The following is a 23641-nucleotide window of genomic DNA, read 5'->3' as shown; positions in this document are numbered from 1 at the left end:
TCTCTGAACCCCCGGCATGGCCGGGGGTTTTCTTCTGCCAAAAAGAGAGGGGCCGCCGGTGTAGGGCGGCCCCTCTCTCCGGAGGAGGCAGTGGGCAAAAACGGCGCGGTGCACCACACCTGCCGCCAGAGCGTCAGCGAGGCCGTGTCCTATCCCCCCGGCCTTTGGGGGCAATCTTACCGCCGGCAGGGCGCTGGGAGTGGATGCGGCAGAATGGCCAGACCGCTCCCAGCTGGCGCGGACGGCTTGTTGGGCGTTTATACAATGAACCGGTAGTGCCCGGTGACGGTGCGATGGGTGAGGGCGTCCTCCTCCTTTTGGGGCTGGCCGTCCTGGTGGATGATGTAGGGCACCCCGTCCCGGTTGCGCCTGTCCGAGACGATGGCGATATGGCTGGGGCTGAAGGTGACGATGTCCCCCGGCTGCCAGTCGGCCACCTGGTAGGGGTCCAGGGTGAGGACGGCGCAGTGGCGGGAAAAGAAGACTTCCAGGTTTTTCACCCGCCGAAAGTCGATGTTGGGGTCCTCTGCGCCGGGGTAGGCAGCCGGCTCCAGGGCGATGTCTGCATCCACCATCCCCTTTAGGTCGTACCCGGCGTGGGCCAGCGCCCGCCAGATCACGTCGGTGCAGGCGCCCCTGCCCGCCTCCGGGTAGCCGCCCGCCGCGTAGGAGTTGTCGTAGACCGGGTTTTCCTCCACCGCCTTCCGGGCCCCCTCGAGGATGTCGGTGAAATCGTCCACCCCGTTGCCATTGCGGTCGGTTTCACTGCGCAGGGTCTCCACGCCGAAATCCGCCGCCGTGTAGCTGCGCTTGGGGAGGAGGGAGTGGTAGTCCAGCACCCCGCAGACCACCGCGAGGACCACCAGCGCGCAGAGGGAGAGCAGCACGATCTGCTGCTTTCCCCACCGCCAACGGGGGGACTGCGCGCCCCCGTCGGCCCCTGTCCGCACCTGTTTTGCCATCTCCCAGCCCCCCCTTTCTCGCGCGCCGTCCGCCGCCCCTGCAGGGCGGACAGATTGCCCGCATTTTTTCCATTATAGCTCATCTCCCCGGCAAAGAAAAGAGGACCGCTCCCCCCAAAATAGGGGAGCGGCCCTCTCGGCAGGTCTCTCTGTCCGCCCAATCAGTCGGCGGCCTGGCGCTCCTTGTAGTGGTGCGCCTGTTCGAGCATCATGTCCTTGACCTTCATCAGCCGGATCTGGGTGCTGCGCTCGTTCTCGTCCAGCTTCATGGTGATGTAGCGGATGTTCTCCTGGGTCTCGGGGATCATCACGTGCTCTAGGGCGTTGACCCGGCGGCGGGTCTTTTCGATCTCGGCCGCCATCAGCTGGCAGGCCTTTTCGCACTCGGCCAGCTGCAACAGGTCGGGCAGCACGTCCGCCAGGCTCTTGACCGCCCCGTCCAGCTCGCTGGAGGTAAAGGCAAAGCCGTAGGAGTAGATGTCCCCCGGGTCGGAGGTCCGGGTCCGGTAGGAGAACTGGGGGACCTCCACGCTCATCACGTTGCGGGCCCCCGCGTCCAGGGTGACCTCCTGTTTGGGGGTCATCAGGGCGGCGGCCAGGTACTCGTCCTCCATGGCGGCGCGGGCCATCACGAAGTTCTGGTTGGCGGCGCCGATGCCCCGCTCCACCTTTTCCCGCAGGGCCTTGTTCACCCGCACCAGCTCCAAAAACTGCCGCATCAGCTCGTCTCGCTTGTCCTTGAGCAGCTTGTGCCCCCGCATGGCGGTGGCCAGCTTTTTTTTCTGCTTGGTCAGCTCCATCCGGGTGGGATTTACATGGGTAGATGCCAATGGTATTCCCCCTTTCTATGGGTTTTGGCGGGCTCAGTCGGCCGAGTAGTACTCGTCCAGGTATTCGTCCTTGATCCGCTTGAGCTCGCTCCGGGGGAGGATGCGCAGCAGCTTCCAGCCGATGTCCAGGGTCTCCTCGATGCTGCGGTCGGCGTGGTAGCCCTGGGAGACGTACTCCCGCTCAAACTCGTCGGCGAACTTGGCGTAGAGCTTGTCGATGTCGGTGAGGGCCGCCTCGCCCAGCACCACCATCAGCTCCTTGGCCTCCTTGCCGCGGGCGTAGGCGGAGAAGAGCTGGTTCATGGTGTTGGCGTGGTCCGCCCGGGTCTTGCCCTCGCCGATGCCCTTGTCCTTGAGTCGGGAGAGGGAGGGGAGGACGTCGATGGGCGGGGTGACGTTTTTGCGGTAGAGTTCCCGGCTGAGGATGATCTGCCCCTCGGTGATGTAGCCGGTCAGATCGGGGATGGGGTGGGTCTTGTCGTCCTCGGGCATGGTGAGGATGGGGATCATGGTGATGCTCCCGTTTTTCCCCTTCTGCCGCCCGGCGCGCTCATAGAGGCTGGCCAGGTCGGTGTACATGTAGCCCGGGTAGCCGCGGCGGCCGGGGACCTCTTTGCGGGCCGCCGAGATCTCGCGCAGGGCGTCGGCGTAGTTGGTGATGTCGGTGAGGATGACCAGCACGTGCATCCCCTTGTCAAAGGCCAGGTACTCGGCGGCCGTGAGGGCCATGCGGGGGGTGGCGATCCGCTCGACGGCGGGGTCGTTGGCCAGGTTGACAAAGAGGACGGTCCGGTCGATGGCGCCGGTCTCCTTGAAGCTCTCGATAAAGAAGTTGGCCTCTTCAAAGGTGATGCCCATGGCGGCAAAGACCACGGCGAAGGGCTCGTCGGTGCCCCGGACCTTTGCCTGGCGGGCGATCTGGGCGGCCAGCTCGGCGTGGGGGAGGCCGGAGGCGGAGAAGATGGGCAGCTTCTGCCCGCGCACCAGGGTGTTGAGCCCGTCGATGGCGGAGATGCCGGTCTGAATGAACTCCTGCGGGTAGTTGCGGGCGGCGGGGTTCATGGGCAGGCCGTTGACGTCCAGCCGCTTTTCGGGCAGGATGTCGGGCCCCCCGTCCATGGGGCGGCCCAGGCCGTCAAAGACCCGGCTGAGCATGTCTTCCGACACCCCCAGCTCCATGGTGCGGCCCAAAAAGCGGACCTTCGAGCTGTCCAGGTTGATGCCGGCGGAGTTTTCAAAGAGCTGGACCAGGGCGTTGCCGCCGTCGATCTCCAGCACCTTGCAGCGCCGGGTCTCGCCGTTTTGCAGCTCGATCTCGCCCAGTTCGTTGTAGGTGACGTTCTCCACCCCGCGAACCAGCATCAGAGGACCGGCCACTTCCTGTATGGTGCGGTATTCCTTTGGCATGTTACTCCTCCTCCTTCCGGTTCAGCAAGTTGGCGATCTCGCTCTGCAGCTGGTGCAGGACGTTGTTGTACTCCCGCTCCATCTCCTCGTCGGGGGTGTACTTGAAGCGGCCGATCTGCTCGCGCACCGGCAGCTTGACCAGCGACTCCACCGAGGCGCCCTGGTTCAGGGCCTTGGTGGCCTCGTCGAAGTAGGCCAGCACCAGCCGCATCATGGCGCCCTGTTTCTGGGGCGGGGTGTAGGTGTCCACCTCGTGGAAGGCGTCCTGGTGGAGGAAGTCCTCGCGGATCGAGCGGGCCGCCTCCAATTTCAGCCGGTCGGGGGCGGAGAGGGCGTCCATCCCCACGAGCTTGACGATCTCGTCCAGCTCGGCCTCCTCCTGCAGCAGCCGCATCAGCCGGTTGCGCAGATCGGTCCAGTCCTCCTCCACATTGGCGGAAAACCACCTGCCGATGGTGTCGGCGTAGAGGGAGTAGGAGGTCAGCCAGTTGATGGCGGGGAAGTGGCGGGAGTAGGCCAGGTTGGAGTCCAGGCTCCAGAACACCTTGACGATGCGCAGGGTGGCCTGGCTCACCGGCTCGGAGATGTCGCCGCCCGGAGGGGAGACGGCCCCGATGACCGAGAGGGCGCCCTCGCGGCCGTCCTGGCCCAGGGAGACGACCCGTCCGGCGCGCTCGTAGAACTGGGCCAGGCGGCTGCCCAGGTAGGCGGGGTAACCCTCCTCGCCGGGCATCTCCTCCAGCCGGCCGGACATCTCGCGCAGGGCCTCGGCCCAGCGGGAGGTGGAGTCGGCCATCAGCGCCACCGAGTAGCCCATGTCGCGGAAGTACTCGGCAATGGTGATGCCGGTGTAGATAGACGCCTCGCGGGCGGCCACCGGCATGTCGGAGGTGTTGGCGATGAGGACGGTGCGCTCCATCAGGGAGTAGCCGGTCTTGGGGTCTTTCAGCTCGGGGAACTCGTTGAGCACGTCGGTCATCTCGTTGCCGCGCTCGCCGCAGCCGATGTAGACCACGATGTCCGCCTCCGACCACTTGGCCAGCTGGTGCTGCACCACCGTCTTGCCGCTGCCGAAGGGGCCGGGCACGGCGGCCACGCCGCCCTTGGCGATGGGGAAGAGGGTGTCGATGACCCGCTGCCCGGTGACCAGGGGCACGTCGGGGGAGAGTTTCTCCCGGTAGGGCCGCCCCACCCGGACCGGCCACTTCTGCATCAGGGTCAGCTCGCGCTCGCCGCCCTCGTCCAGGGCGACAGTGGCCACCGCCTCTTCAATGGTATACTCGCCCCCCTCGATTTTGGCGAGGGTGCCGGACACCCCCTGGGGGACCATGATCTTGTGCAGGACCACCGGGGTCTCCTGCACGGTGCCGATGATGTCGCCGGGGACGACCCTGTCCCCGACCTTGGCGCTGGGGACAAAATCCCACCTGTCGGCCCGCTTGAGGGAGGGGATGGACACCCCGCGCTGCAAGTTGTTGCCGGTGGCCTTCATGATGTCGTCCAGCGGGCGCTGGATGCCGTCGAAGATGCTGCCGATGAGGCCGGGCCCCAGCTCGACGCTCATGGGGGACCCGGTGGACTCCACCGGCTCGCCCGGCCCCAGGCCGGAGGTCTCCTCGTAGACCTGTATGGAAGCCAGGTCGCCGTGCATCTCGATGATCTCGCCGATGAGGTGTTGTTCGCTCACCCGCACCACGTCAAACATGTTGGCGTCGCGCATCCCCTCGGCAATGACCAGCGGGCCGGCCACCTTTTTGATGGTACCTGTGCTCATTTCTCTTCACCTGCTTTGCTCTCATTGGGTTCGCCGCCAAACAGAATATCGCTGCCGACGGCCTGCTCGACCGATTTTTTGACCAGTGCCTCGCCGATCCCGGTGTTCCCGATCACGCCGGGAATGGGGATGATGGCGGGCAGCGGTGCCTCCCGATAGCGGTCCACCACCTCGGAAAGCGCCTCGAACAGGGCCTCGGTCATGTAGATGATGGCGTAGTTGCCACCGGCCAGCTCCTTGAGCTTTTTGCCGGCGGCGACGGGGTCGTCTATGGAATAGGTGTCCAGGCCCAGGGCGGCGAAGCCGTACACGCTGTCCCGGTCGCCCATGACTGCGATCTTATACATACATCTCACGCGCCCTTTCCCGGAGGAACTCCTCCGACAGGCCGTTTCGCTTGCCCGCCAGAATGATCCGCACCGTCTTGATCTCGTTTTCCCGCGCCAGGATGTAGGCGCAGAGGGGGCCGATGGTAAAGGGGTTGTGCAGCTGGGGGCGGATCTCCCGGATGATCAGGTCGTCGCACCACCGCTCAAAGGCGGAGGGGCTCTCCCGCAACTGCTCGATGGCGTCGGCGTAGGGGGTGTACTGCAGGTACTCGCAGATGGCGTCGACCCCCTTGACGGCGGCGTCGGCCAGGGCCGAGACGTCCAGGCTGTCGCAGGGGGCCAGGGCGTCCTGCACGAAGCTCTTTTTCTTCTTCATCCCTGCGCAGCGCACGGCGGTCTTGATGTCGGCGGCCGCCACGGTGCGCTCGGCGTACCCGGCGATCAGCTCACTCCCTGATGCCTTGCCCGCCTTCAGGATGGCGCTGAGGGCCGCCCGGTCCAGCAGAATGTCGCAGAGCTGGCCGTCGTGGGTATGCAGCAGCACCCGAAAGGCCTTTTCCGCCGCCTGGCGCATCTCCGCGGGCAGGGGGGCGTAGTCGTGCTCCTCCACCGCCTTGACGATGACCTCCCGGGGGATGGAGCCGTTTTCCACGAACACCCCCTCGGCGCTGGCGCCGGTGCAGACCATCTTGATGGCCGTCTTCAAATTGTGGTAGTCCGCCGGGTACAAAAACACGTCGAACACGGAGAGGTCGTCCACCAGTTCGCCCATCAACTCCCAGGTCTTCTGCCGCTGGGCGCGCAGCACCTCTTCGTCGCTCTCCTCCGGCTTGCCCCAGCCCTTTTCCCCCAGCAGGCGGCGGCAGTCCTCGTGGGTCTTGCAGCCGATGAGCTGGTCGATAAACGGGCCGTTCAGGAGTTCAAGCTCCTTGGAGCGCAGCCGGGTCACGGCAAAGGTGTACAGGTTTTCAGACATGGTGACCCCTCCTTTTCGGTGCCCGACGGCACCGGTTACTCAAACAGCACCCCGCAGACGGCGTCCTGCAGCCGGTCCCTGGCGGCGGAGAAGAGCGCCGAGAAGGAGCAGTTCTCCTCGATGCCGCCGTAGACCAGCACAAAGCCGCCGTCGATGGGGCGGGTGCCGTCGGCCAGGGCGAGGGCGGCGCCGCTGCCCGCCAGCCGGGCCTTGAGGTCTTTGAGGAAGGCGGGGGGGACCCGCTCCCTGTCCCGGGTGTTGAGGTAGAGCACCCCGCTCTCGCCGGGCTGGGCGTTTTTCTCGATCAGATCGGCCAGGAGGGAGAAGTACTCCTCCTCCGGGGCGTTGACCAGGGAGAGGCGGGCCTCTTCCAGAATTTCGGTGACCAGCTGCTGTTTGGCCTGCAAGAGGCGGGCCTTTTGGCGCAGCGCCGCGGCCGAGACCGCCCGCTCGTGCAGCTGGGCGACCTCTCTGCGGGAGTCCTCGGCGATCTTGGCGGCCCGCTTTTCGCCCTCGGCGCGGCCCTGCAACTCGATCTGGGCCGCCTCCTGCCGGGCGTCCTGCAACAGCTCTTCCACCCGGGCGCTGGACTCGCTCTGTATCTGCTGGATGATTTTTTCAAGTCCTGTCATAGACAAGCAACTCCTAACTCTTTGGAATCGGTCAGATGTTCAGGCCGCCGATGCCGAAGATCGAGAGGATGGAGATCAGCAGGGCCAGAATGGCGTAGGTCTCGACCATGGCGGGGAGGATGATGGCCTTGCCGAAGGTCTCGGGGCGCTTGCAGAACATGCCGATGCTGGCCACCGAGGCGCGGGCCTGGCGGATGGCGGAATACAGCCCCACAAAGCCCATGGGCAGGCAGGCGCAGAAGTAGAGCAGGCCCTTGGCCAGGCTCATCTCAGCGCTGCCGCCCATGATGCCGATCTGGGTCAGGGTGATGAAGGCGATCAGCAGGCCGTAGATGCCCTGGGTGCCGGGGAGAAGCTGCAAGATCAGCACCTTGCCGAAGCGGCCCGGCTCCTCGGTGATGGCGCCCGCGGCGGCCTCACCGGCCATGCCGACGCCGATGGCCGAACCGATGCCGGCCAGCAGTGCGGCCAGCGCCGCGCCCAACAGTGCAAAAGCAATACCAAGAGAACTCATTTCATTTTTCCTCCTTGAATTTGAAGTATTTGGTGTGGGCCCCAAACGGGGAGAACCCGCGTCCGCCGCCCTCGTAAAACTTGCCGAAGAACTCGACAAACTGCAGGCGGTTGGTGTGCACGTAGGCGCCCAGCAGGTTGATGCCGATGTTCAGGGTGTGGCCGATCAAAAAGACCACGGTGAAGAGGATCGCGCCCCCCACGCCGCCGCCCAGCATGGTGCCCATCTTGTTGAACACCGTGGCGATGACGCCGGTGGCCAGCCCCAGGGCCAGCAGCCGGGAGTAGGAGAGGATGTCGCTGAGGTAGCTGGTGACCCCGTAGACCCCGTAGAGGCCCTTGAGCAGCCGCTTGAAGGGGTTGCGGGAGTCCCGCCCGGAAAAGGCGATGATCCCCAGGGCGCCCAGCCCCGCCACAACGGCGGCCACCGTCCCCACGGTGGGGGAGAGGGTGAAGGAGAGGCCCATCATGTTGGTGATCATCTCCATGGTCAGCAGGTAGACGACCGCGCCGCCCACCAACATGTACCAAAAGACCACGTCGTAGACGGCGTCTTTGACCTTGCCCTCCCGGCAGAGCTGGTAAAACTTCATCCCCAGCCCAACGAAGAGGTGGATGATGCCCAGCAGGAAGGAGAAGACCAGCAGCCGCATGGGCTCGCTCACCGGCTCGAACCAGAGGGCCTTGAAGGTCAGGTCGCTGTGGAAGAAGGTGCTGGCGATGACCCCCACCGCGTCGCCGAAGAAGCCGCCGAAGAGCACCCCCCAGACGGTGGTGGAGATGCCGCAGTAGAGGAACATCTGCATCGACTTCTTCAGCCCCGACTCGATGTTTTTGCACTTGAGGAGGACAAAGGAGCAGGCGGCCACCATGATCAGCCCGTACCCCGCATCCGACAGCATCATCCCGAAGAGGACGTAGTAGAAGATGGCCATCACCGAAGTGGGGTCCACCTCGCCCCGGCCGGGCAGGCTGTAGGAGGCGACGACCCCCTCCACCGGGGCGGCCAGGGGCCCGTTTTTCAGGGCGACGGGCACGTCCTCGTCCGGCGCGGGGTCAAAGAAGTCAAGGGCCACGTCGAAGTGGGCGGTGAGCTCCGACTCCAGGGCGGGGACGTCCCGGGCGGCGATGTAGCCGGTGAGCACAAAGGTGCGCTTGGACTGCATCAGCTTGCCGATGACCCCGTATTTCTCCTCCCGCATGGCGTAGAAGTCCGACAGCAATTTTAAATCCTGCCGGTGCTCGGCCAGGGAGTGAATCTCCGCCACGTCGGCGTCGATTTTGGCCTGCAACTTGTCGATCCGCTCTTCCAGCAGCCGCTTTTTGTCCGCCGGGACCCGGTGGGTGACGTGGGCGGGCCGGGCAAAGCCCATCTCCCGCAGCGCGTCCTCGGCCTGCTGGGCCTCGCTCTTGGTGGCGGTCACAAAGAGACAGGTCTGTTCCCGCGAGGCGCTGACGATCTCGATGTCCACCGCCGAGACGCTCTCGGCGCGGGACTTGAGCTCGGTGTAGATGCCCTCCAGCGTCCACTCCCCGGGCAGGGCCCCCACAAAGGAGTCGGTGGCGTGGGTGCCGGGGTGGCGCATGGGAACATCCAGCCCCAGCCAGGGGGTCAGCTCCTCCACCTGGGCCTGCATGCGGGGGATCTCCGCCCGCTGTTCGGCCACCCGTTTGTCCAGCGCCTGCAGCCGGTAGGCGACTTTTAGGGTCTCGTCCTGCCGGTCCTGAAAGGCGGTGTACTCCTCCAAGGTCATTTCCTGGCGGCCCTCCAGCATCGACAGAAGCGGCTTTTGCTCGGGGGCGAACCGGGCCAGCACGTCCAGCGCCTGGTTGGCGAGGGCGGCATTCTTTTGAAAAATGCTCCTGGCTTGGCTCATGTCGGCGTGGGTGAAGACCTCGTCTTCGCCGGTGTCCTGCACCTCCACCGCGCCCCGGCGCTGCAGCAGCTCCAAGATCGCCTTGCGGTTTTTCTTGAGGGCGCACAGCTGCAGCCGCTTCATAGGCAGTACGGCCATAGGCAAATGCCTCCTTTCTCGTGTTTCTTTTGAAAACGCCCTACAAAAGGGCCTGCTTCACCGCTTGTATCGCAGCAGGCCGCTTTTCCAGGGCGTCCTCGCGCAGTTTTTGGGCCTGCGCGTCGGCTTCTCTCTCCGCTTTGCTCAAAAGGTCGTCTTGATCGCGCTTGGCCTGGGCCAGCGCCTTGGCCGCCTCCAACTGGGCGCCCTGCGCCAACTCCACCGCGGTGCGGTCTGCGTTTTGGTGGGCGGTCTCCACCAGTTCCTTGGCGGCGCGGACCGCTTCCTTCTCCGCCCGCTCCGCCGCCAGCTCTGCCTGGCGGATCGCCTCCACTGTCTCTTGTGCCATTCTCTCACCACCTGACTGTAAACTCTGCAAAAGGTATAAACATTATTATAGCGCGTTTTGGTCACCTAATCAAATACATTATCACCATATTTCCCCTTTTTTACCCTACCGGCCTCTCTTTTTTTGGGAAAAGGGGAGAGGAAAGAAATGACTGATGGTCAGTTGCGCAGTTGCCAGTATAAACGAAAAATGACCAAAAGTCAATATCTGACTTTGGCCATTCTCGCGCCTCTCTAAAAAAGGGCTAAAAATCAGGTTTTGCGGGAGGGGAGGCCCCCTCTGGACCGTCCCGGTAGTACTGGGCCTGGGCCTCCCAGAGGCGGGTGTACAGGCCGCCCTTTGCCAGCAGCTCCCGGTGAGGGCCCCGCTCCACCAACTGTCCCCGGTCAAAGACGGCGATGTCCTGGCAGAAGCGGCAGCTGGAGAGCCGGTGGGAGATGTAGACGGCCGTCTTCTCGCTGGTCAGGGCGTCGAAGCGGCGGTAGATGTCCGCCTCCGAGAGGGGGTCGAGGGCGGCGGTGGGCTCGTCCAGGACGATGAAGGGGGCGTCTTTGTAGAGGGCCCTGGCGATGGCGATCTTCTGGGCCTCGCCCCCGGAGATCTCCACCCCGCTGTCGTCGAAATTTTTGTAGAGAGGGGTCTCTGTTCCCAGGGGGACCCGGTCGAGCCAGTCCCCCATCCCCGCCTCTTCCAGGCAGCGGCGCACCGCCTTTTCGTCCCAGCGAACAGAGGCCGCCACGTTCTGCGCGCAGGGGAAGGAGAAGAGCTTGAAGTCCTGAAAGACCACCGAGAAGAGGGAGAGGTACTCCCGGTAGTCGTACTTCTGAATGTCGATCCCGTTTAGGAGGATCCGCCCCTCGGTGGGGTCGTAGAGCCGGCAGAGCAGCTTGATGAAGGTGGTTTTGCCCGAGCCGTTGCGCCCCACCACCGCCAGCTTCTTGCCCACCTTGAGCTGGAGGGAGAGGTCCTTGATCGCCCACTGGTCGCTGCCGGGGTAGCGAAAGGAGACGTGTTCGAAGGCGATCTCGTACTCCCCGTCGTCCCGCTTTTCAACGGGGATGGTCCCCTTGTACATGCTCTGGGGGAAGTCGATGAAGTCGAAGTAGGGCCGCAGGTACTGGGTGTTGAGCTGCATATAGACCAGGGTGCCAAAGCCCAGGGAGACCGCGAAGCAGAACTGGCTGATGCCGGCGGCGGTCTGTACCAGGGCGTCCACCGGCATCAGCCCCGTCAGGGCCCGCACGCCGGTCAGCAGGTAGACCGCGCCGGTGAGGAGCGCCGTGAGGGTGTCGATGGAGCCAAAGCACCACCCCTGCAGAGAGGAGAGGTTGGTCATGGCCCGGCCGAGGGTCTGGGCCATCTGGTCGATGGCCGACTGGATGAGGGGCTGTTCTCCGAACAGGCGGATGTCCTTTCCCACCTGGTAGTCCCCCACCAACTGCTGCAGGTAGTAGCTGCCGAAGCGGTTGCTCCACATGCAGGAGGAGAACTGGCTGTACTGCCCCCGATTGTAGCGCAGGTCGGTAAAGACGGTGAAGGTGCTCACCCCGACGAGCGCCAGCAGAAAGAGCGCCGGGAGGAGGGGGGAGGCGATGAGGGGGTGGGCGGCTGCCACCTCTGCCGGCGGGGTCTGAAAGATGGGCAGCAGAAAGAAGACCGAGTAGAGCAGCAAAAAGAGGCAGCGCAGGGCGACCCCCACCTGGTAGGCCAGTTGGAAGAGGCCGCCGCCGTTGAAGCTGTAGCTGTCGTCGAGGAGCTGCTTTTTCAGGTGCAGTTGCGGATTTTCCAACTGTTCGTAGTCGGCGGTGAGGACCGCCTGGTCAACTTCCCGGCGCTGGGCAAAGTTCAGGGCCTGAAAATGCAGATCGGCGGCCTCCCAGAGCGCGTCTTTGAGGACGTTGACGAGAAAGGTGAGCGACACCAGCAGACAGCCGAAGAGGAGCAGCCGCTCTCGATTTTGGTTTCCCAGCAGTTCTCCCAGCAGCCGGGCGGAAAAGTAGACCGGCACAAAGGGGGCCGCCGCAGTGACGGCGGCGGAGGCCGCCACCCAGAGCCAGAGCCAGCGGTCGAGCTTGACGATGTGCTTGACCCCCCGCCAGTTGACCGCCAGGTCTTGGCGCAGGGTGGTGCGGGTCTCGCTATCGGCAGTCTTCATCGGAAAACCCTCCTTCTCGGTTTTGGTAGTAGCGGCTCTGCACCCGGTACATCCGGGCGTAGGAGCCGTCCAGGGCCATCAGCTCCTCGTGGGTGCCGCTCTCGGCGATCCGCCCGCCCTCAAAGAAGAGGATGCGGTCGCAAAAGCGGGTGGAGGAGAGCCGGTGGGAGATGAAGAAAGAGGTCTTGCCGCGGGTCAGCTCCCCGTACTGCAGGTAGACCTCGCTCTCGGCGATGGGGTCGAGGGCGGCGGTGGGTTCGTCCAGCACCAGGATGGGGGCGTCTTTGTAGAGGGCCTTGGCCAGCAGCAATTTTTGCAGTTGGCCGCCCGAGAGCTCCACCCCGCCGTCGTTGACCGACTTGACCAGCTTGGTCTCCACCCCCTGGGGGAGGGCGGCCACCTCCTCCCAGAGGCCGGCCTGTTCCAGGCAGCGGCGCACCCGCCTGGGGTCCAGCTCTTCCAGCTTGCAGGCCGCCACATTTTCGGCGATGGTCAGGGGGAGGACCCGCACGTCCTGAAAGACCGCGGTGAAGAGGGAAAAGCGCTCTTCCAGCGACCACCGGGCGGCGTCGGTCCCGCCGATGCGCACCTGTCCGGCGTCGGGAGGATAGAGGCCGCAGAGCAGCTTGGCAAAGGTGGTCTTGCCCGCGCCGTTGGCCCCGACGATGGCGATCTTCTCCCCGGCGCGCACGGTGAGGTCGACGGTCTCCAGGGCCTTTTCCCCGCCGCCGGGGTAGGAGAAGGAGACCCCCTCAAAGGCGATGGGACAAGGGAAGGCGGAGGGGAGGGGGGCCTGGCTCTCCTTGGGGGAGTGCTCCGGCATCTCCAGAAAGGCCCGCACGTCGCAGAGGTCCAAGGAGGCCAGCCGCAGCCGGGAGAAGCCGTCGACCAGTCCGCTCATCCAGGTGGAAAAGCCGCCGAAGACCCCGACAAAAAAGAGAAAGTCGCCGCCGCCGAGCGCGCCGCGCAGCACCAGGTCGATGAGGTAGCCGTAGGCGAAGGCGTCCTTGCCCAGCAGGAGCAGGGCGCTGCCGCAGGCGGCCCCAAAATCGCGCTTGTGGGTGCGCAGGTGCCAGGCCATCCGCAGGGCGGCCAGATCCCGGCAGAGGTCGCCCAGCCAGATTTCCATCCCGTACAGCCGCACGTCCTTGCCGGCGGTGAAGTCGGTGGAGCGGTTGTCCAGGTACTGCAGCTTTTTGTCCAGCTCCACCCAGTCGTCCTTGTGGCGCTGCCGATAATTCTGGGCCCCCCGCGCCAGCAGGATGCTTCCCCCCGATGTCAGCAGCAGCGCCAACAGGAGCAGGGGGTGGAGAGCGGCGGTGAAACAGCCGTAGAGCAGCGCCCCCACGGCGCTGGAGAGGAAGAGGGCGATGGTTTGGGGAAGCCGTTGGATGGGGCCGTTGCCGCTGTTGGTGGCGTTGAAGGCCTTCTGCCAGGCGCTCTGTCCGGCGGGGCTCTCCATGTTGGGGTAGTCGGTCTGCAGGGCCTTTCTCGCCGCCAGGGTGTGAAAGTGCACCCGGTAGTTGTTGCTGCGCCAGGTGAGCTTGCAGGAGAAGATCCGCTCCCCCAGGGTGCACAGCGCCAGGGCCAGCGCCACCGGCAGACAGGCGAGCACCAGCGAGGAGACCGCCGTCCCCCGGGACACCTGGTCCACCACCACCTTGGGCAGGGCGATGGTGAGGAAGGGAACGGCCACCAAAAAGAGGCTGTCCGCCAGGGCGCAGGCGAGAATGTTGCGGTCGCATTCCCGCAGTCTGGCGAGGGCGTAGCGGAGGTTTTGCGGCAGGGGATAGGCGGGTTTGGGCGATTTCATGGGGCGCCCCTCCTTTACAGGTAAAAAGTGTGGGAGGGCCCAAAGAGGGCCTTTGCAAGAAAAGGATACCACGGGCGGCACAGGGGGGAACAAAAAAGCGCGCGAACGGCTCGTTTTCGCGCGCAGACGGTTTTTCAGTTCAGAGGGGGAGGAAGATCTCGGTGGCAAAGACCCCCGGCTCGTCCTGCCGGTTGACGATGCCGCCGTACTGGGCCACCAGGGCGTCCACCCGCCGCAGGCCGAAGCCGTGTCCCTCGCCCTTGGCGCTGCGGTAGCCGCCGCCTCGCCGGTCAGCCCGCCCGGCCACCGCGTTTTGCACCGAGATGTAGAGCTGCTCCTTCACCCGCCCGACATAGATGCGCAGGAACCGCTCCCCCTTGTCGGGGAGCTGGCGGCAGCTCTCCAGGGCGTTGTCCAGCAGGTTGCCGATGATGACGCAGAGGTCCACGTCCGCCACGGTGAGGGAGGGGGGGACCGACGCCTTGGCCCGGATGGCCACCTCCCCCTTCTCGGCCAGCGAGAGTTTGGAGTTGAGGATGGCGTCGAGCATCAGGTTGCCGGTTTTCAAGATGGTGTCCACCGACTGCAGGTCGCTTTCCAGTTGGCGCAGGTAGCTCTCGGCCTCCCCGCAGCGGCCCAGGGAGAGCAGCCCCTTGAGGGTCTGGAGATGGTTGTGGTAGTCGTGCCGCCAGCCCCGCATCTGGGTGTAGATGTTCTGCACCTCGGCGCAGTGGGTCTCCAGGAGGTCGTTTTGGTAGCCGGCCAGCCGCCGCTCCGAACGGCGGGCCGCCAGGCGGTAGAGCAGCCAGCCGCCGGCTGTCAGCAGCAGGGCGCAGAGGGCGGCAAGCGCGGCGACAAGAAAGGGGTTCACAGCAGCATCCCTCCGTTGCAGCGGGCAAAGGCCCGCCCCAGTTGGGGCCCCATCCGCCGGCTGACGGGCAGGCGGGTGCCGTCGTCCAAAACCAGCTCCTCCCGCCCCAGGCGGGCGATGGCGCGCAGCGACACCAGACAGGAGCGGTGGCAGCGAAAAAAGAGGTCGGGGGACAGGGCCTTCTCCACCTTTTCCAGCGAGAGGGGGAGGGCGAAATCCCCCCGCAGGGTGTGCAGCAGGGTCTGGCGGTCGCCGGCCTGGGCGCAGAGGATCTCCCGCTGCAGCAGGCGGCGCTCCTCCCCCTCGACCCGGATCACCAAAGTCGGCTCCGGCAGCCGCCGGGCCGCCCGGTCCAACAGGGCGAAAAACCGCTCTTCCGACACCGGCTTGACCAGGTAGTGCAGGGCCTCCAACTCGTAGCCCTCCCCCAGGTGCTCGTCGAGCCCGGTGACAAAGGCGATGGGCAGGGTCTCCCCCTCGCCCCGCAGCCGCCGGGCCAGATCGAGCCCGCTCTCCCCCGGCAGCTGGATGTCCAGCAGGAGGAGATCGGCGCCCGCATCCCCCTGCCGGGCAAACCAAAAGCTCTCGGCGGTGGGGTAGCAGTCCACCTGCAGCGCCTGGCCCTGGTCGGCGGCCCAGCGCCGCGCCAGGGCCGCCAGGTACTGGGCCTGGGCCTCCTCGTCCTCACAGATGGCAATGCGCACGGCGCCGCCCTCCCTTCGCAAATACAGGTTATCATCAAGTATACCACAGGGGGGCGGTGGGGGGAAAGGGGACCTCTCTCGACCGAGTTTTGACAGGGGGATGGAAAACGCCGCACAAATTCGCTATAATGGTACCAATAGCCCCACGGGGCGACACGAGAAAAAGCAGCAGGAGGAAGAGCATGCAACAGGACAAGACCACCATCATCGGCATTGCGGGGGGCACCGGTTCGGGCAAAAGCACCCTGGCCTACAAGCTGAAAGCGGCCTTTTGCGATGAAGATGTGATCATCATGTGCCACGACGACTACTACAAGGCCCACGACGACATGACCTATGAGGAGCGCGCCAAGCTCAATTTTGATCACCCCAACGCCTTTGAGACCGAGTTGCTCGTCACGCACTTAAAACAGCTCAGGGAGGGTAAATCGGTGATGCGGCCGGTCTACTCCTTTGTGGAGCACACCCGCACCGGCGAACAGGTGCAGGTCAACCCGGCCAAGGTCATCATCCTCGAGGGGATCATGATCTTTGAGGACAAGACCCTGCGGGACATGATGGACATGAAGGTCTTTGTCGACACCGACGCCGACGTGCGCATCCTCCGCCGGCTGGTGCGCGACGTCAAGGAGCGGGGCCGCGACCTGGACTCGGTGGTCAACCAGTACCTGACCACCGTCAAGCCGATGCACGACCAGTTTGTCGAGCCCAACAAGAAATACGCCGACATCATCGTCCCCGAAGGGGGGCACAACCAGGTGGCCCTGCACATGCTCATCGACAGGATGCGGGCCATCATCGCCCAGAAGGGGTAAACCAGACCGACCGTACACCCGTTTGCCGTAAAAAGGAGTGTGTTTTGCAATGCGCCATCCCCTGTTGGAACGCGCCTGGGAACTCCAGGACCAGATGGTGGCTGACCGCCGCTATCTGCACCAAAACCCCGAGCTGGGCTTTGAACTGCCCCTCACTGCCGCCTACGTGAAAAAGCGCCTCACCGAGATGGGGTATGAGGTGGAGGACATCTGCCCCAGCGGCTTTGTGGCCATGGCCGGCAAAAAGACCGACGGCAAGGTGCTGCTGGTGCGCGCCGACATGGACGCCCTGCCCATGGCCGAGGAGACCGACGAGCCCTTCAAGTCCCAAAACGGGGCCATGCACTCCTGTGGGCACGACATCCACACCGCCACCCTGCTGGGGGCCGCCCAGCTGCTCAAAGAGCACGAGGACGAGCTGGAGGGCCGGGTCAAACTCTGCTTCCAGCCCGCCGAGGAGCCCATCAAGGGCGCGGTGGAGATGATCGAGAAGGGGGTGCTGGAAAACCCCCACGTGGACGCGGTCTTCGGCACCCACACCTCCATCCCCATGAAGGCCGGGGCCGTCCGGCTGCTGGAGGGGCCGATCCTCGCCTCCAGCGACATCTTCAAGGTCACCATCCACGGCGAGGGCAGCCACGGCTCGATGCCCGAGACAGGGGTGGACCCGGTGAATGTGGCGGCCCACGTCGTCATCGCCCTGCAGTCCATTATCGCCCGCGAGGTCTCGGCCCTGCAGCCGGTGGTGTTGACCTTCGGCAGCATCCAGGCGGGGCAGGCGCCCAACATCGTCCCCTCCGACTGCGTGCTGCAGGGGACCCTGCGCGCCTTTGACCCCGAGGTGCGGAAATTTGCCAAGAAGCGGATGGAGGAGATCATCCACAGCACCGCCGCCACCTTCCGCGCCACTGCCGAGATCAGCTACGAGTCCGAGACGCCCCCCACTGTAAATGACCCCGCCTTTACAAGGGAGATGCAGGGGTACATGAAAGAGGTGGTGGGGGAGGACTGCATCACCGAGGGGCCCCGTATCATGGGCTCGGACGACTTCGCCTACTTCACCGAACAGCGCCCGGGGGCCATGTTCCACTGCGGCATGGGCACCCGGGAAGAGGGCCATCTCTTCGGGCTGCACAACCCCAAGGCCCTCTTTGACGAGCGCTCCCTGCCGGCGGTGGCGGCGGTCTACGCCAACTGCTGCATCCAGTGGCTCAAACACAACAAGTAGCGGGGAGGAGAGGTCGCCCATGGAACAGGAAGTGGACTACAAGGCCGAGTTTATCTCGCTCTTCACCCAGCACGTCTCCCGCCCCGGCAGCGAAAAGCTGCTGGCCTGGCTGGAGAACACCGACTTCTTCACCGCCCCGGCCAGCACCCGCTACCACTGCGCCTGTGAGGGCGGGCTGGCGCGCCACTCCATCAGCGTCTTTCACACCATGGTGGAGCAGCACTTTCAGGAGGGGGAGGACAACCTGGAGAGCTTTGCCATCTGCGGGCTCCTCCACGACCTCTGCAAGGCCCAGTTTTATAAGGTGGGCAGCCGCAACGTCAAAAATGAGGAGACCGGCCAGTGGGAGAAGGTCCCCTTCTACCAGGTGGAGGATTCCTTCCCCTACGGCCACGGCGAAAAGTCGGTCTTTCTCATCGAGCGGTTCATGCGCCTCAAGACCAGCGAGGCCATGGCCATCCGCTGGCACATGGGGGGCTTTGACGACTCGGTGCGGGGCGGCAGCTTTGCCATGAGCAACGCCTTTCGGATGTACCCGCTGGCGGTGAAGCTCCACCTGGCCGATCTGGAGTCCACCTACCTGCGGGAAAAGGGCACCTCCGACGTGCCCAACCGCTGATTTCCCGGGAAACCCGCCCGGCCCTTGACAGGAGGAGAGACGATGCTGCCCTTTCGCGCCGCCATCTTTGACATGGACGGCACCCTCACCCAGTCCACCCACATCTGGGACGGGGTGACCGACCGCTATATCGAGCAGCTGGGCCACCCCCTGCCCGAACACTACTACCAGCGCATCCAGGGGAAGACCTACGAACAGGCCATGGCCTGGCTCATCGCCCTCTACGGCCTCGACAAGACCCCGGGGCAGATGGTCTTTGAGCAGTACCAGATGGTCAGGGACCGCTACTGCGCCGTCCCCCTCAAGCCGGGGGTCCTGCCCTTTCTCCAGTATTTAAAGGGGGAGGGGGTCCCCTGCGCGGTGGCCACCCTGGCCGACCCGCGGGTGGCGGGCGAGGTGCTGGGCGCCCACGGGCTGCTGCCCTACTTTGCGGCGGTGGTCAGCGCGGTGGAGCTGGACGACAAGCCCAAGAGTGACCCCGCCGTCTTTTTGGAGGCGGCGGCCCGGCTGCAGACCCCGGCGGGGGACTGCGCGGTCTTTGAGGACAGCCCGCTGGCCGTCGAGACGGCGAAGGGGGCCGGGTTTCAGACGGCGGCCATCGCCGACGACAAAAACGCGCCCCAGTGGGACCGCCTGCGCGCCCTGGCCGACTGGGCCCTGCACGACTATCGGGAACTGATCCCCGCCGCCGAGTAGGCGGGCCAAAGGAAGAGACATTTGCTGCGCCCTCTTTTTCCAAAAGGGGAGAGGGCGGTGGAAAAAAGGGCCGAGGGGCCGCCAAAGAGGCGGTGCTTCGGCCCCTTTTTTGGCACGATGTTGCAAAATGGAGCGGGGTTGTGCAGCTCTGAGCAGAAAAACGTCAAAAATCGGCAGCATTCCCGCTTCCCCCTTTACCCCTGCGGGAATGGGTGTATAATGAAAATGTGAATAAAAGCGAAATATTGTAAAGTGGGTGTGAACGTGCAGCTATTTCGATGTGAGAAGTTGATGCGGGGCGTGGAGCAGGAGGGGGAGGTCCCCGACGAACGGACCGTCTTAAAGACGACGCTGAACATTGCCTGGCCCTCCATTTTGGAGTCCTTCCTCATCAGTCTGGTGGGGATGGTGGACACGGTGATGGTCAGCTCGCTGGGCTCTTACGCCATTGCGGCGGTGGGGCTCACCACCCAGCCGAAATTCATCGCCCTGGCGGTCTTTATGTCGCTGAACGTGGCCATCTCGGCCATTGTGGCCCGCCGCCGGGGCGAGGGGGACCGGGACAGCGCCAACCGGGTGCTGGTGCAGGCCCTGATCATCTCGGTGGTGCTGACGGTCGTCATCTCGGTGGTGACGGTGATTTGGGCCGACCCCATCATCCGCCTGTGCGGCTCGGCCCCCGACACCCACGACGCGGCGGTGGGCTACCTGCGCATCATCCAGGGGGGGATGATCTTCAACGTCCTCTCCATGGTCATCAACGCCGCCCAGCGGGGCTGTGGCAACACCAAGATCGCCATGCGCACCAACCTGGTCTCCAACGGGGTGAACATCGTCCTCAACTACCTCCTCATCGGGGGGAACCTGGGCTTCCCCAAGCTGGGGGTACAGGGGGCGGCCATCGCCACGGTGGCCGGCACCATCTGCGCCTGTGTCATGAGCTTTGTCTCGGTGATGCACCCCGGTCAGTTCCTCAGCATTCAGGACTTCTTCAGCCTCAAGTTCGATCGGCACAACCTCTCGGCCATCGTCAACATCGGCTCCAGCACCCTGGCCGAACAGGTGTTTCTGCGCATCGGCTTTCTGGTCTACGCGGTGCTGGTGGCCAAATTGGGCACCACCGCCTTTGCCGCCCACCAAATCGGGATGAACATCATGAACATCTCCTTCTCCTTTGGCGACGGGCTCTCGGTGGCGGCCATCGCCCTGGTGGGGCGCAGCCTGGGCGAAAACCGGCGGGACATGGCCAAGATCTACGGCGGGGTCTGCCAGCGGATGGGGGTCCTCTTTTCGGCCGCCATCTCGGTGGTCTGTATCGCCCTGGGCACCCCCATCTTCATGCTCTTTTCGCGGGAGGAGGAGATCCTCCGCTACGGCGAGATGATCATGGTCATCATGGCTGTCATCACCTTTATGCAGGTGGCCCAGGTGGTCTTTTCCGGCTGCCTGCGGGGGGCGGGGGACACCAAGTTCACCGCCGTGGTCTCCCTCATCAGCGTCACCTTCATCCGCCCGGGGCTGGGCTACCTCTTCTGCTACCCCCTGAACATGGGCCTCTTCGGCGCCTGGCTGGGGCTGGCGGTGGATCAGCTGGCCCGGTTCCTGCTGACCTACATGCGCTTTCACAGCGGCAAGTGGATGCACTTTAAAATCTGACCGGCTCTCCCTATAAAGTGAGAAAAGCGGCCCTCTCGGCGAGGGCCGCTTTTTTGGCGGGAGAAGGGGGGGCCCGGCAGGCAGGGGAGGGCCGCCTTTGCACAGGTGGGAAGCCGCCCCTCTGCCTTGGTGGGGGGAGGGACAAATAGTCTTTACCCGCTTTTTTCCAGCGGGCGCAGCAGCGGCAATGAGGGTTGCCCGCGCGTTGCCACCCTGTTTCTCCCCAAAAGAGCCCCCCGCCCATCCTTTGGGCGGGGGGCTCTCTCTTCTTTAGATGGGGCGGACCCTTACAGGGCCAGGCGGTAGATGGCGGCGATGTCCTCCTCGTTCAGGCGGGCAAAGTGGCCGGCATAGGGGCGGCCGTCCAGGGCGCGCCGGGCCATCTCGGGGATGCGGTCGGCGGGGATCTTCAAGTCGGCAAAGGAGGTGGGCATCCCCAGGGAGCGGAAGAAGGCCTCCAGCCGGCGAATGCCCTCCAGGGCGATCGCCTCGGGCTGGTCAAAGGCCAGATCCACGTCCATCACCCGCACGGCGAACTGCACGAAGCGGGGGAGGTTTTGCTTGTAGACGTACTTCATCCAGGCGGGGGTGATGACGGTGAGCCCCGCGCCGTGGGTCACGTCGTAGAGGGCCGAGAGCTCGTGCTCGATGTCGTGGCAGGCCCAGTCCTCCTCCCGGCCCATCCCCAGCAGGTCGTTGTGGGCCACGTTGCCCACGAACATCACCTCGGCCCGGTAGTCGTAGTTGTCCGGCTCGGCCAGGACGCGGGGGGCGGTCACCAGCATGGTGCGCAGGGCCCCCTCCAGCAGCCGGTCGGTGAAGTCCACGTGCTCGGTCTGGGTGAAGTAGCGCTCCATCAGGTGGGACATGATGTCGCAGCAGCCCGCCGCCGTCTGGTAGGCGGGGAGGGTGTAGGTGGTCTCGGGGTCGAGGATGGCGAATTTGGGGAGGATGTGGGGGGAGGAGCACATCCGCTTCTGGCTGCCCTCATCCTTGGTGATGATGCAGGCCTTGCTGGATTCCGAGCCGGAGGCGGGGATGGTCAGCACCACCCCGATGGGCAGGGCCTTTTGTACCTGGGCCTTGCCGGTGAAGCAGTCCCACACGTCGCCGTCCATGCAGGCGCCGGCGGCAATGGCCTTGGAGGAGTCGATGGCGCTGCCCCCGCCGATGGCCAGCACAAAGTCCAGCTGGTTCTCCCGGCAGAGGCGGATGCCCTCTTTCACGGTGGAGAGGCGGGGGTTGGGGACCACCCCGTCGTACTCGACAAACTCGATGCCGGCGGCGCTCAGAGAGGCCTCGATGCGCTCGAGAAGCCCGTTTTTGCGCAGGTAGTCGCCGCCGAAGTGGACCAGGGCGCGGCTGCCGTACTCTCTGGCGACGGCGCCGACCTCGTCCTCCCGGCCCTTGCCGAAGAGGATGCGGGTGGGGTTGTGAAATGTAAAGTTCTGCATGATTTGCGTCACCTGTTCTTTCTCGCTCTCGGGAGAGAGGCGTTTTGTCGCTGTTCTTTCCCTCCCATTATACGGCGGGGGGCGTGGTTCGTAAATGAACGCTTTGCATCAATTTCCCGGGAAAATGTCCATCCCCCTTTATGATTTGAGGGCAGTTGCAGGGTTTTGCAAGGCATTTTGGGCCGGTTTGACAGCTCCCCCTATTTTTCCGCCGAAGGGGGGACGAACCGCTGGGTCTTCTTGCGGCCGGGGCCCCGCACCGTGTAGCCAAAGCTGCCCAGCTTCTCCCCCTGGGCAAAGTACTCGCCGTGGGTGTAGTGGATGAGTTCGGCCCGGTCCAAACAGAGTTTCCCGCTCCCGTCCAGAAGGGACTCCTCCACGTCCACCGCCACGATTTCGGCCAGAAACATGTGGTGGCTGCCCAGCTCCAGCACCTGGGTGACCCGGCACTCCAGGTTCACCGGGCTCTCGGCCACCAGGGGGGCGGCGATCTTGCTGGCCGGGGCGCGGGTGAGCCCGGCGGCGGCAAATTTGTCCCCGTCCCTGCCGGAGCGGACGCCGCACCAGTCGCAGGCGCGCAGCAGGGGGCGGCTCACCAGGTTGATGGCGAACTCGCCCCTCTCGCGGATCAGGGGGTAGGAGTGGCGCTCCGGCCGCACCGAGATGTAGGTCATGGCCGGCTTGGTGCAGACGGTGCCGGTCCAGGCGACGGTGAGGAGGTTGGAGCGCTCCCCCTCGCCGCAGCTGACCAGCACCGCCGGCACCGGCGCCAGCAGCGCCCCCGGTTTCCAACACTGTTTTGCCATAAAAAATACCTCCTGTCTCTCTTCTCTTGCCCCACCAGGATAGCACAATTGGGGCAAAATTCCCAGCCCGGGGCGGGCATTCGGTTGCAAGGGGCGGGGGAAAGGGGTAAACTAAGGGCAGATGGGGCGGCGGCCCCGCTGTTTGAAAAAGAGGAGGGAGTGCCGATGGAAGAACAGGGTTTGGGCGAACAGATCTTGCAGGTCTGTGCAGAGGTGCGGCGGCTGGCGCGGCCGGAGAAGGTGATTCTCTTCAACCGCAAGCTGACGCTGTCGGGCAAGACCGCCAGCTTCAAGCTGGTGGTGGTGGCCGACACCGCGGACAAGCGGCGGCTGGAGAAGGAGCTCTACTTGGCCATCGACAGCCCGGTGCCCTTTGACGTGGTCCTCTACACCCCCGGGGAGTGGGCGCAGCTGGCCGGGGAACGGGGCTCTTTTGCCGCCAAGGTGCGGCGGCTGGGGAAGGTGCTCTATGAGGCGTAGACACAACACCGGGGACAGCCGCCGCTACTACGACTGGATGGACAGGGCCGAGGAGGACATGGAGACGGTGGAGCTGCTGCGGCGGGAGGACCGCTGCTATTTCAGCTGTGCCTTCCACTGCCAGCAGGCCATCGAAAAGGCCCTAAAGGCCTATATCCTGGTCAAGACCGGGAACCTGGTGGACGGGCACAACCTCTCCTGGCTCTGCAAACAGGCCGTCAAGCACGACGAAGAATTCACACAGTGGCTGGACGAGAGCGCGGCCCTCAACCACTGCTACATCGAGACCCGGTACCCCACCGACGTCCCCTACGAGATGGGGCGGGGCCAGGTGCGGCGGTTTGCCGACATGGCGCGGGAGATGTTCACCTTTATCTGCGAGCAGGTGGAGGAGGAGCTGGACGCCAGCGAGCCGCCCTCCGCCGAGCCGGAGGCAGCCGGGGAGTAGCCGTCTGAAAGGCGCGGGGCAGAGAGCGGGCCCCGCGCCCTTTTTGCGCCCGTTTGGGGGTGCAACCGGCGGGGAGATGTGCTATACTAAACAACAGTTCTTTTTTGAA

Annotated in this window: 23 protein-coding genes; 7 read left to right on the top strand and 16 right to left on the bottom strand. The window is 64.8% G+C overall.

What is annotated here, in order from left to right; all coding sequences use genetic code 11:
• Positions 1-257 precede the first annotated feature (257 nt).
• From KQI11_RS05160 to KQI11_RS05095, 14 genes are all read right to left on the bottom strand, one after another.
• Positions 258-962, bottom strand: coding sequence for a DUF1287 domain-containing protein (locus KQI11_RS05160; protein ID WP_216401308.1), 705 nt, complete (start codon positions 960-962; stop codon positions 258-260).
• Between the two features lie 161 nt (positions 963-1123).
• Positions 1124-1792, bottom strand: a complete 669-nt coding sequence (locus tag KQI11_RS05155; RefSeq protein WP_216401307.1) for a V-type ATP synthase subunit D — start codon at positions 1790-1792, stop codon at positions 1124-1126.
• Between the two features lie 33 nt (positions 1793-1825).
• Positions 1826-3199, bottom strand: a complete 1374-nt coding sequence (locus KQI11_RS05150; protein WP_021658264.1) for a V-type ATP synthase subunit B — start codon at positions 3197-3199, stop codon at positions 1826-1828.
• Position 3200: 1 nt separating this feature from the next.
• Positions 3201-4973 (bottom strand): V-type ATP synthase subunit A, encoded by a 1773-nt coding sequence (locus KQI11_RS05145; RefSeq protein ID WP_216401306.1) that lies wholly within the window; start codon positions 4971-4973, stop codon positions 3201-3203.
• On the bottom strand, positions 4970-5320 hold the full coding sequence (locus KQI11_RS05140; protein WP_185915078.1) for a V-type ATP synthase subunit F: 351 nt from the start codon (positions 5318-5320) through the stop codon (positions 4970-4972). Before KQI11_RS05140 ends, KQI11_RS05145 begins: the two co-directional genes overlap by 4 nt.
• A complete protein-coding gene (locus KQI11_RS05135) occupies positions 5313-6278 on the bottom strand; it encodes a V0D/AC39 family V-type ATPase subunit (RefSeq protein ID WP_216401305.1) in 966 nt (321 codons plus the stop codon). Before KQI11_RS05135 ends, KQI11_RS05140 begins: the two co-directional genes overlap by 8 nt.
• A gap of 35 nt (positions 6279-6313) precedes the next feature.
• Positions 6314-6910, bottom strand: a complete 597-nt coding sequence (locus KQI11_RS05130; protein WP_185915080.1) for a V-type ATP synthase subunit E — start codon at positions 6908-6910, stop codon at positions 6314-6316.
• 31 nt (positions 6911-6941) lie between these two features.
• Positions 6942-7424, bottom strand: coding sequence for a V-type ATP synthase subunit K (locus tag KQI11_RS05125; RefSeq protein WP_021658258.1), 483 nt, complete (start codon positions 7422-7424; stop codon positions 6942-6944).
• A gap of 1 nt (position 7425) precedes the next feature.
• Positions 7426-9438, bottom strand: coding sequence for a V-type ATP synthase subunit I (locus tag KQI11_RS05120; protein WP_216401304.1), 2013 nt, complete (start codon positions 9436-9438; stop codon positions 7426-7428).
• Between the two features lie 40 nt (positions 9439-9478).
• Entirely contained in the window at positions 9479-9787 is a 309-nt protein-coding gene (locus KQI11_RS05115; RefSeq protein WP_216401341.1) for a hypothetical protein, read from the bottom strand.
• A gap of 244 nt (positions 9788-10031) precedes the next feature.
• Positions 10032-11942, bottom strand: a complete 1911-nt coding sequence (locus KQI11_RS05110; protein ID WP_216401303.1) for an ABC transporter ATP-binding protein — start codon at positions 11940-11942, stop codon at positions 10032-10034.
• A complete protein-coding gene (locus KQI11_RS05105) occupies positions 11926-13755 on the bottom strand; it encodes an ABC transporter ATP-binding protein (protein WP_216401302.1) in 1830 nt (609 codons plus the stop codon). Before KQI11_RS05105 ends, KQI11_RS05110 begins: the two co-directional genes overlap by 17 nt.
• A gap of 139 nt (positions 13756-13894) precedes the next feature.
• Positions 13895-14626, bottom strand: a complete 732-nt coding sequence (locus tag KQI11_RS05100) for a sensor histidine kinase (RefSeq protein ID WP_216401301.1) — start codon at positions 14624-14626, stop codon at positions 13895-13897.
• Positions 14623-15330 carry a LytR/AlgR family response regulator transcription factor gene (locus tag KQI11_RS05095; RefSeq protein ID WP_216401300.1) on the bottom strand — a complete coding sequence of 236 codons (708 nt, stop codon included), beginning with the start codon at positions 15328-15330 and terminating at the stop codon, positions 14623-14625. The genes KQI11_RS05100 and KQI11_RS05095 overlap by 4 nt, the downstream gene beginning before the upstream one ends.
• A 182-nt stretch (positions 15331-15512) precedes the next feature.
• Here KQI11_RS05095 and udk point away from each other — a divergent pair, with 182 nt between their 5' ends.
• The 5 genes from udk to KQI11_RS05070 all read left to right on the top strand — a co-directional run bounded on the left by udk (position 15513) and on the right by KQI11_RS05070 (position 20344).
• Positions 15513-16145 (top strand): uridine kinase, encoded by a 633-nt coding sequence (udk, locus tag KQI11_RS05090; protein ID WP_216401299.1) that lies wholly within the window; start codon positions 15513-15515, stop codon positions 16143-16145.
• 49 nt (positions 16146-16194) lie between these two features.
• Positions 16195-17373 (top strand): M20 metallopeptidase family protein, encoded by a 1179-nt coding sequence (locus KQI11_RS05085; protein WP_216401298.1) that lies wholly within the window; start codon positions 16195-16197, stop codon positions 17371-17373.
• 19 nt (positions 17374-17392) lie between these two features.
• A complete protein-coding gene (locus KQI11_RS05080) occupies positions 17393-17992 on the top strand; it encodes a hydrolase (RefSeq protein ID WP_286172551.1) in 600 nt (199 codons plus the stop codon).
• Positions 17993-18034: 42 nt separating this feature from the next.
• Positions 18035-18688: an HAD family hydrolase gene (locus KQI11_RS05075; RefSeq protein ID WP_216401297.1), complete on the top strand. Its 654-nt coding sequence runs from the start codon at positions 18035-18037 to the stop codon at positions 18686-18688.
• 264 nt (positions 18689-18952) lie between these two features.
• Positions 18953-20344: an MATE family efflux transporter gene (locus KQI11_RS05070; protein ID WP_353653917.1), complete on the top strand. Its 1392-nt coding sequence runs from the start codon at positions 18953-18955 to the stop codon at positions 20342-20344.
• A gap of 287 nt (positions 20345-20631) precedes the next feature.
• On the opposite strand, the gene KQI11_RS05065 is transcribed toward KQI11_RS05070, so the two are convergent.
• Together KQI11_RS05065 and KQI11_RS05060 are read right to left on the bottom strand one after the other, a co-directional pair.
• Positions 20632-21798 (bottom strand): iron-containing alcohol dehydrogenase, encoded by a 1167-nt coding sequence (locus KQI11_RS05065; protein ID WP_216401296.1) that lies wholly within the window; start codon positions 21796-21798, stop codon positions 20632-20634.
• Between the two features lie 200 nt (positions 21799-21998).
• On the bottom strand, positions 21999-22604 hold the full coding sequence (locus KQI11_RS05060; protein WP_216401295.1) for a flavin reductase family protein: 606 nt from the start codon (positions 22602-22604) through the stop codon (positions 21999-22001).
• A 165-nt stretch (positions 22605-22769) separates the two neighbouring features.
• Here KQI11_RS05060 and KQI11_RS05055 point away from each other — a divergent pair, with 165 nt between their 5' ends.
• Both KQI11_RS05055 and KQI11_RS05050 read left to right on the top strand, forming a co-directional pair.
• Positions 22770-23084 carry a hypothetical protein gene (locus KQI11_RS05055; protein WP_216401294.1) on the top strand — a complete coding sequence of 105 codons (315 nt, stop codon included), beginning with the start codon at positions 22770-22772 and terminating at the stop codon, positions 23082-23084.
• Complete coding sequence (locus KQI11_RS05050) at positions 23074-23532, top strand: HEPN domain-containing protein (protein WP_216401293.1); 459 nt, start codon at positions 23074-23076, stop codon at positions 23530-23532. The genes KQI11_RS05055 and KQI11_RS05050 overlap by 11 nt, the downstream gene beginning before the upstream one ends.
• Positions 23533-23641 lie beyond the last annotated feature (109 nt).

Origin of the sequence: Acetanaerobacterium sp. MSJ-12 (assembly GCF_018917875.1) — a bacterium.
GTDB lineage: Bacteria > Bacillota > Clostridia > Oscillospirales > Ruminococcaceae > Bittarella > Bittarella massiliensis.
Note: the sequence above shows the minus strand (reverse complement) of the source record. Positions and strands in the feature narration are given on the sequence as shown.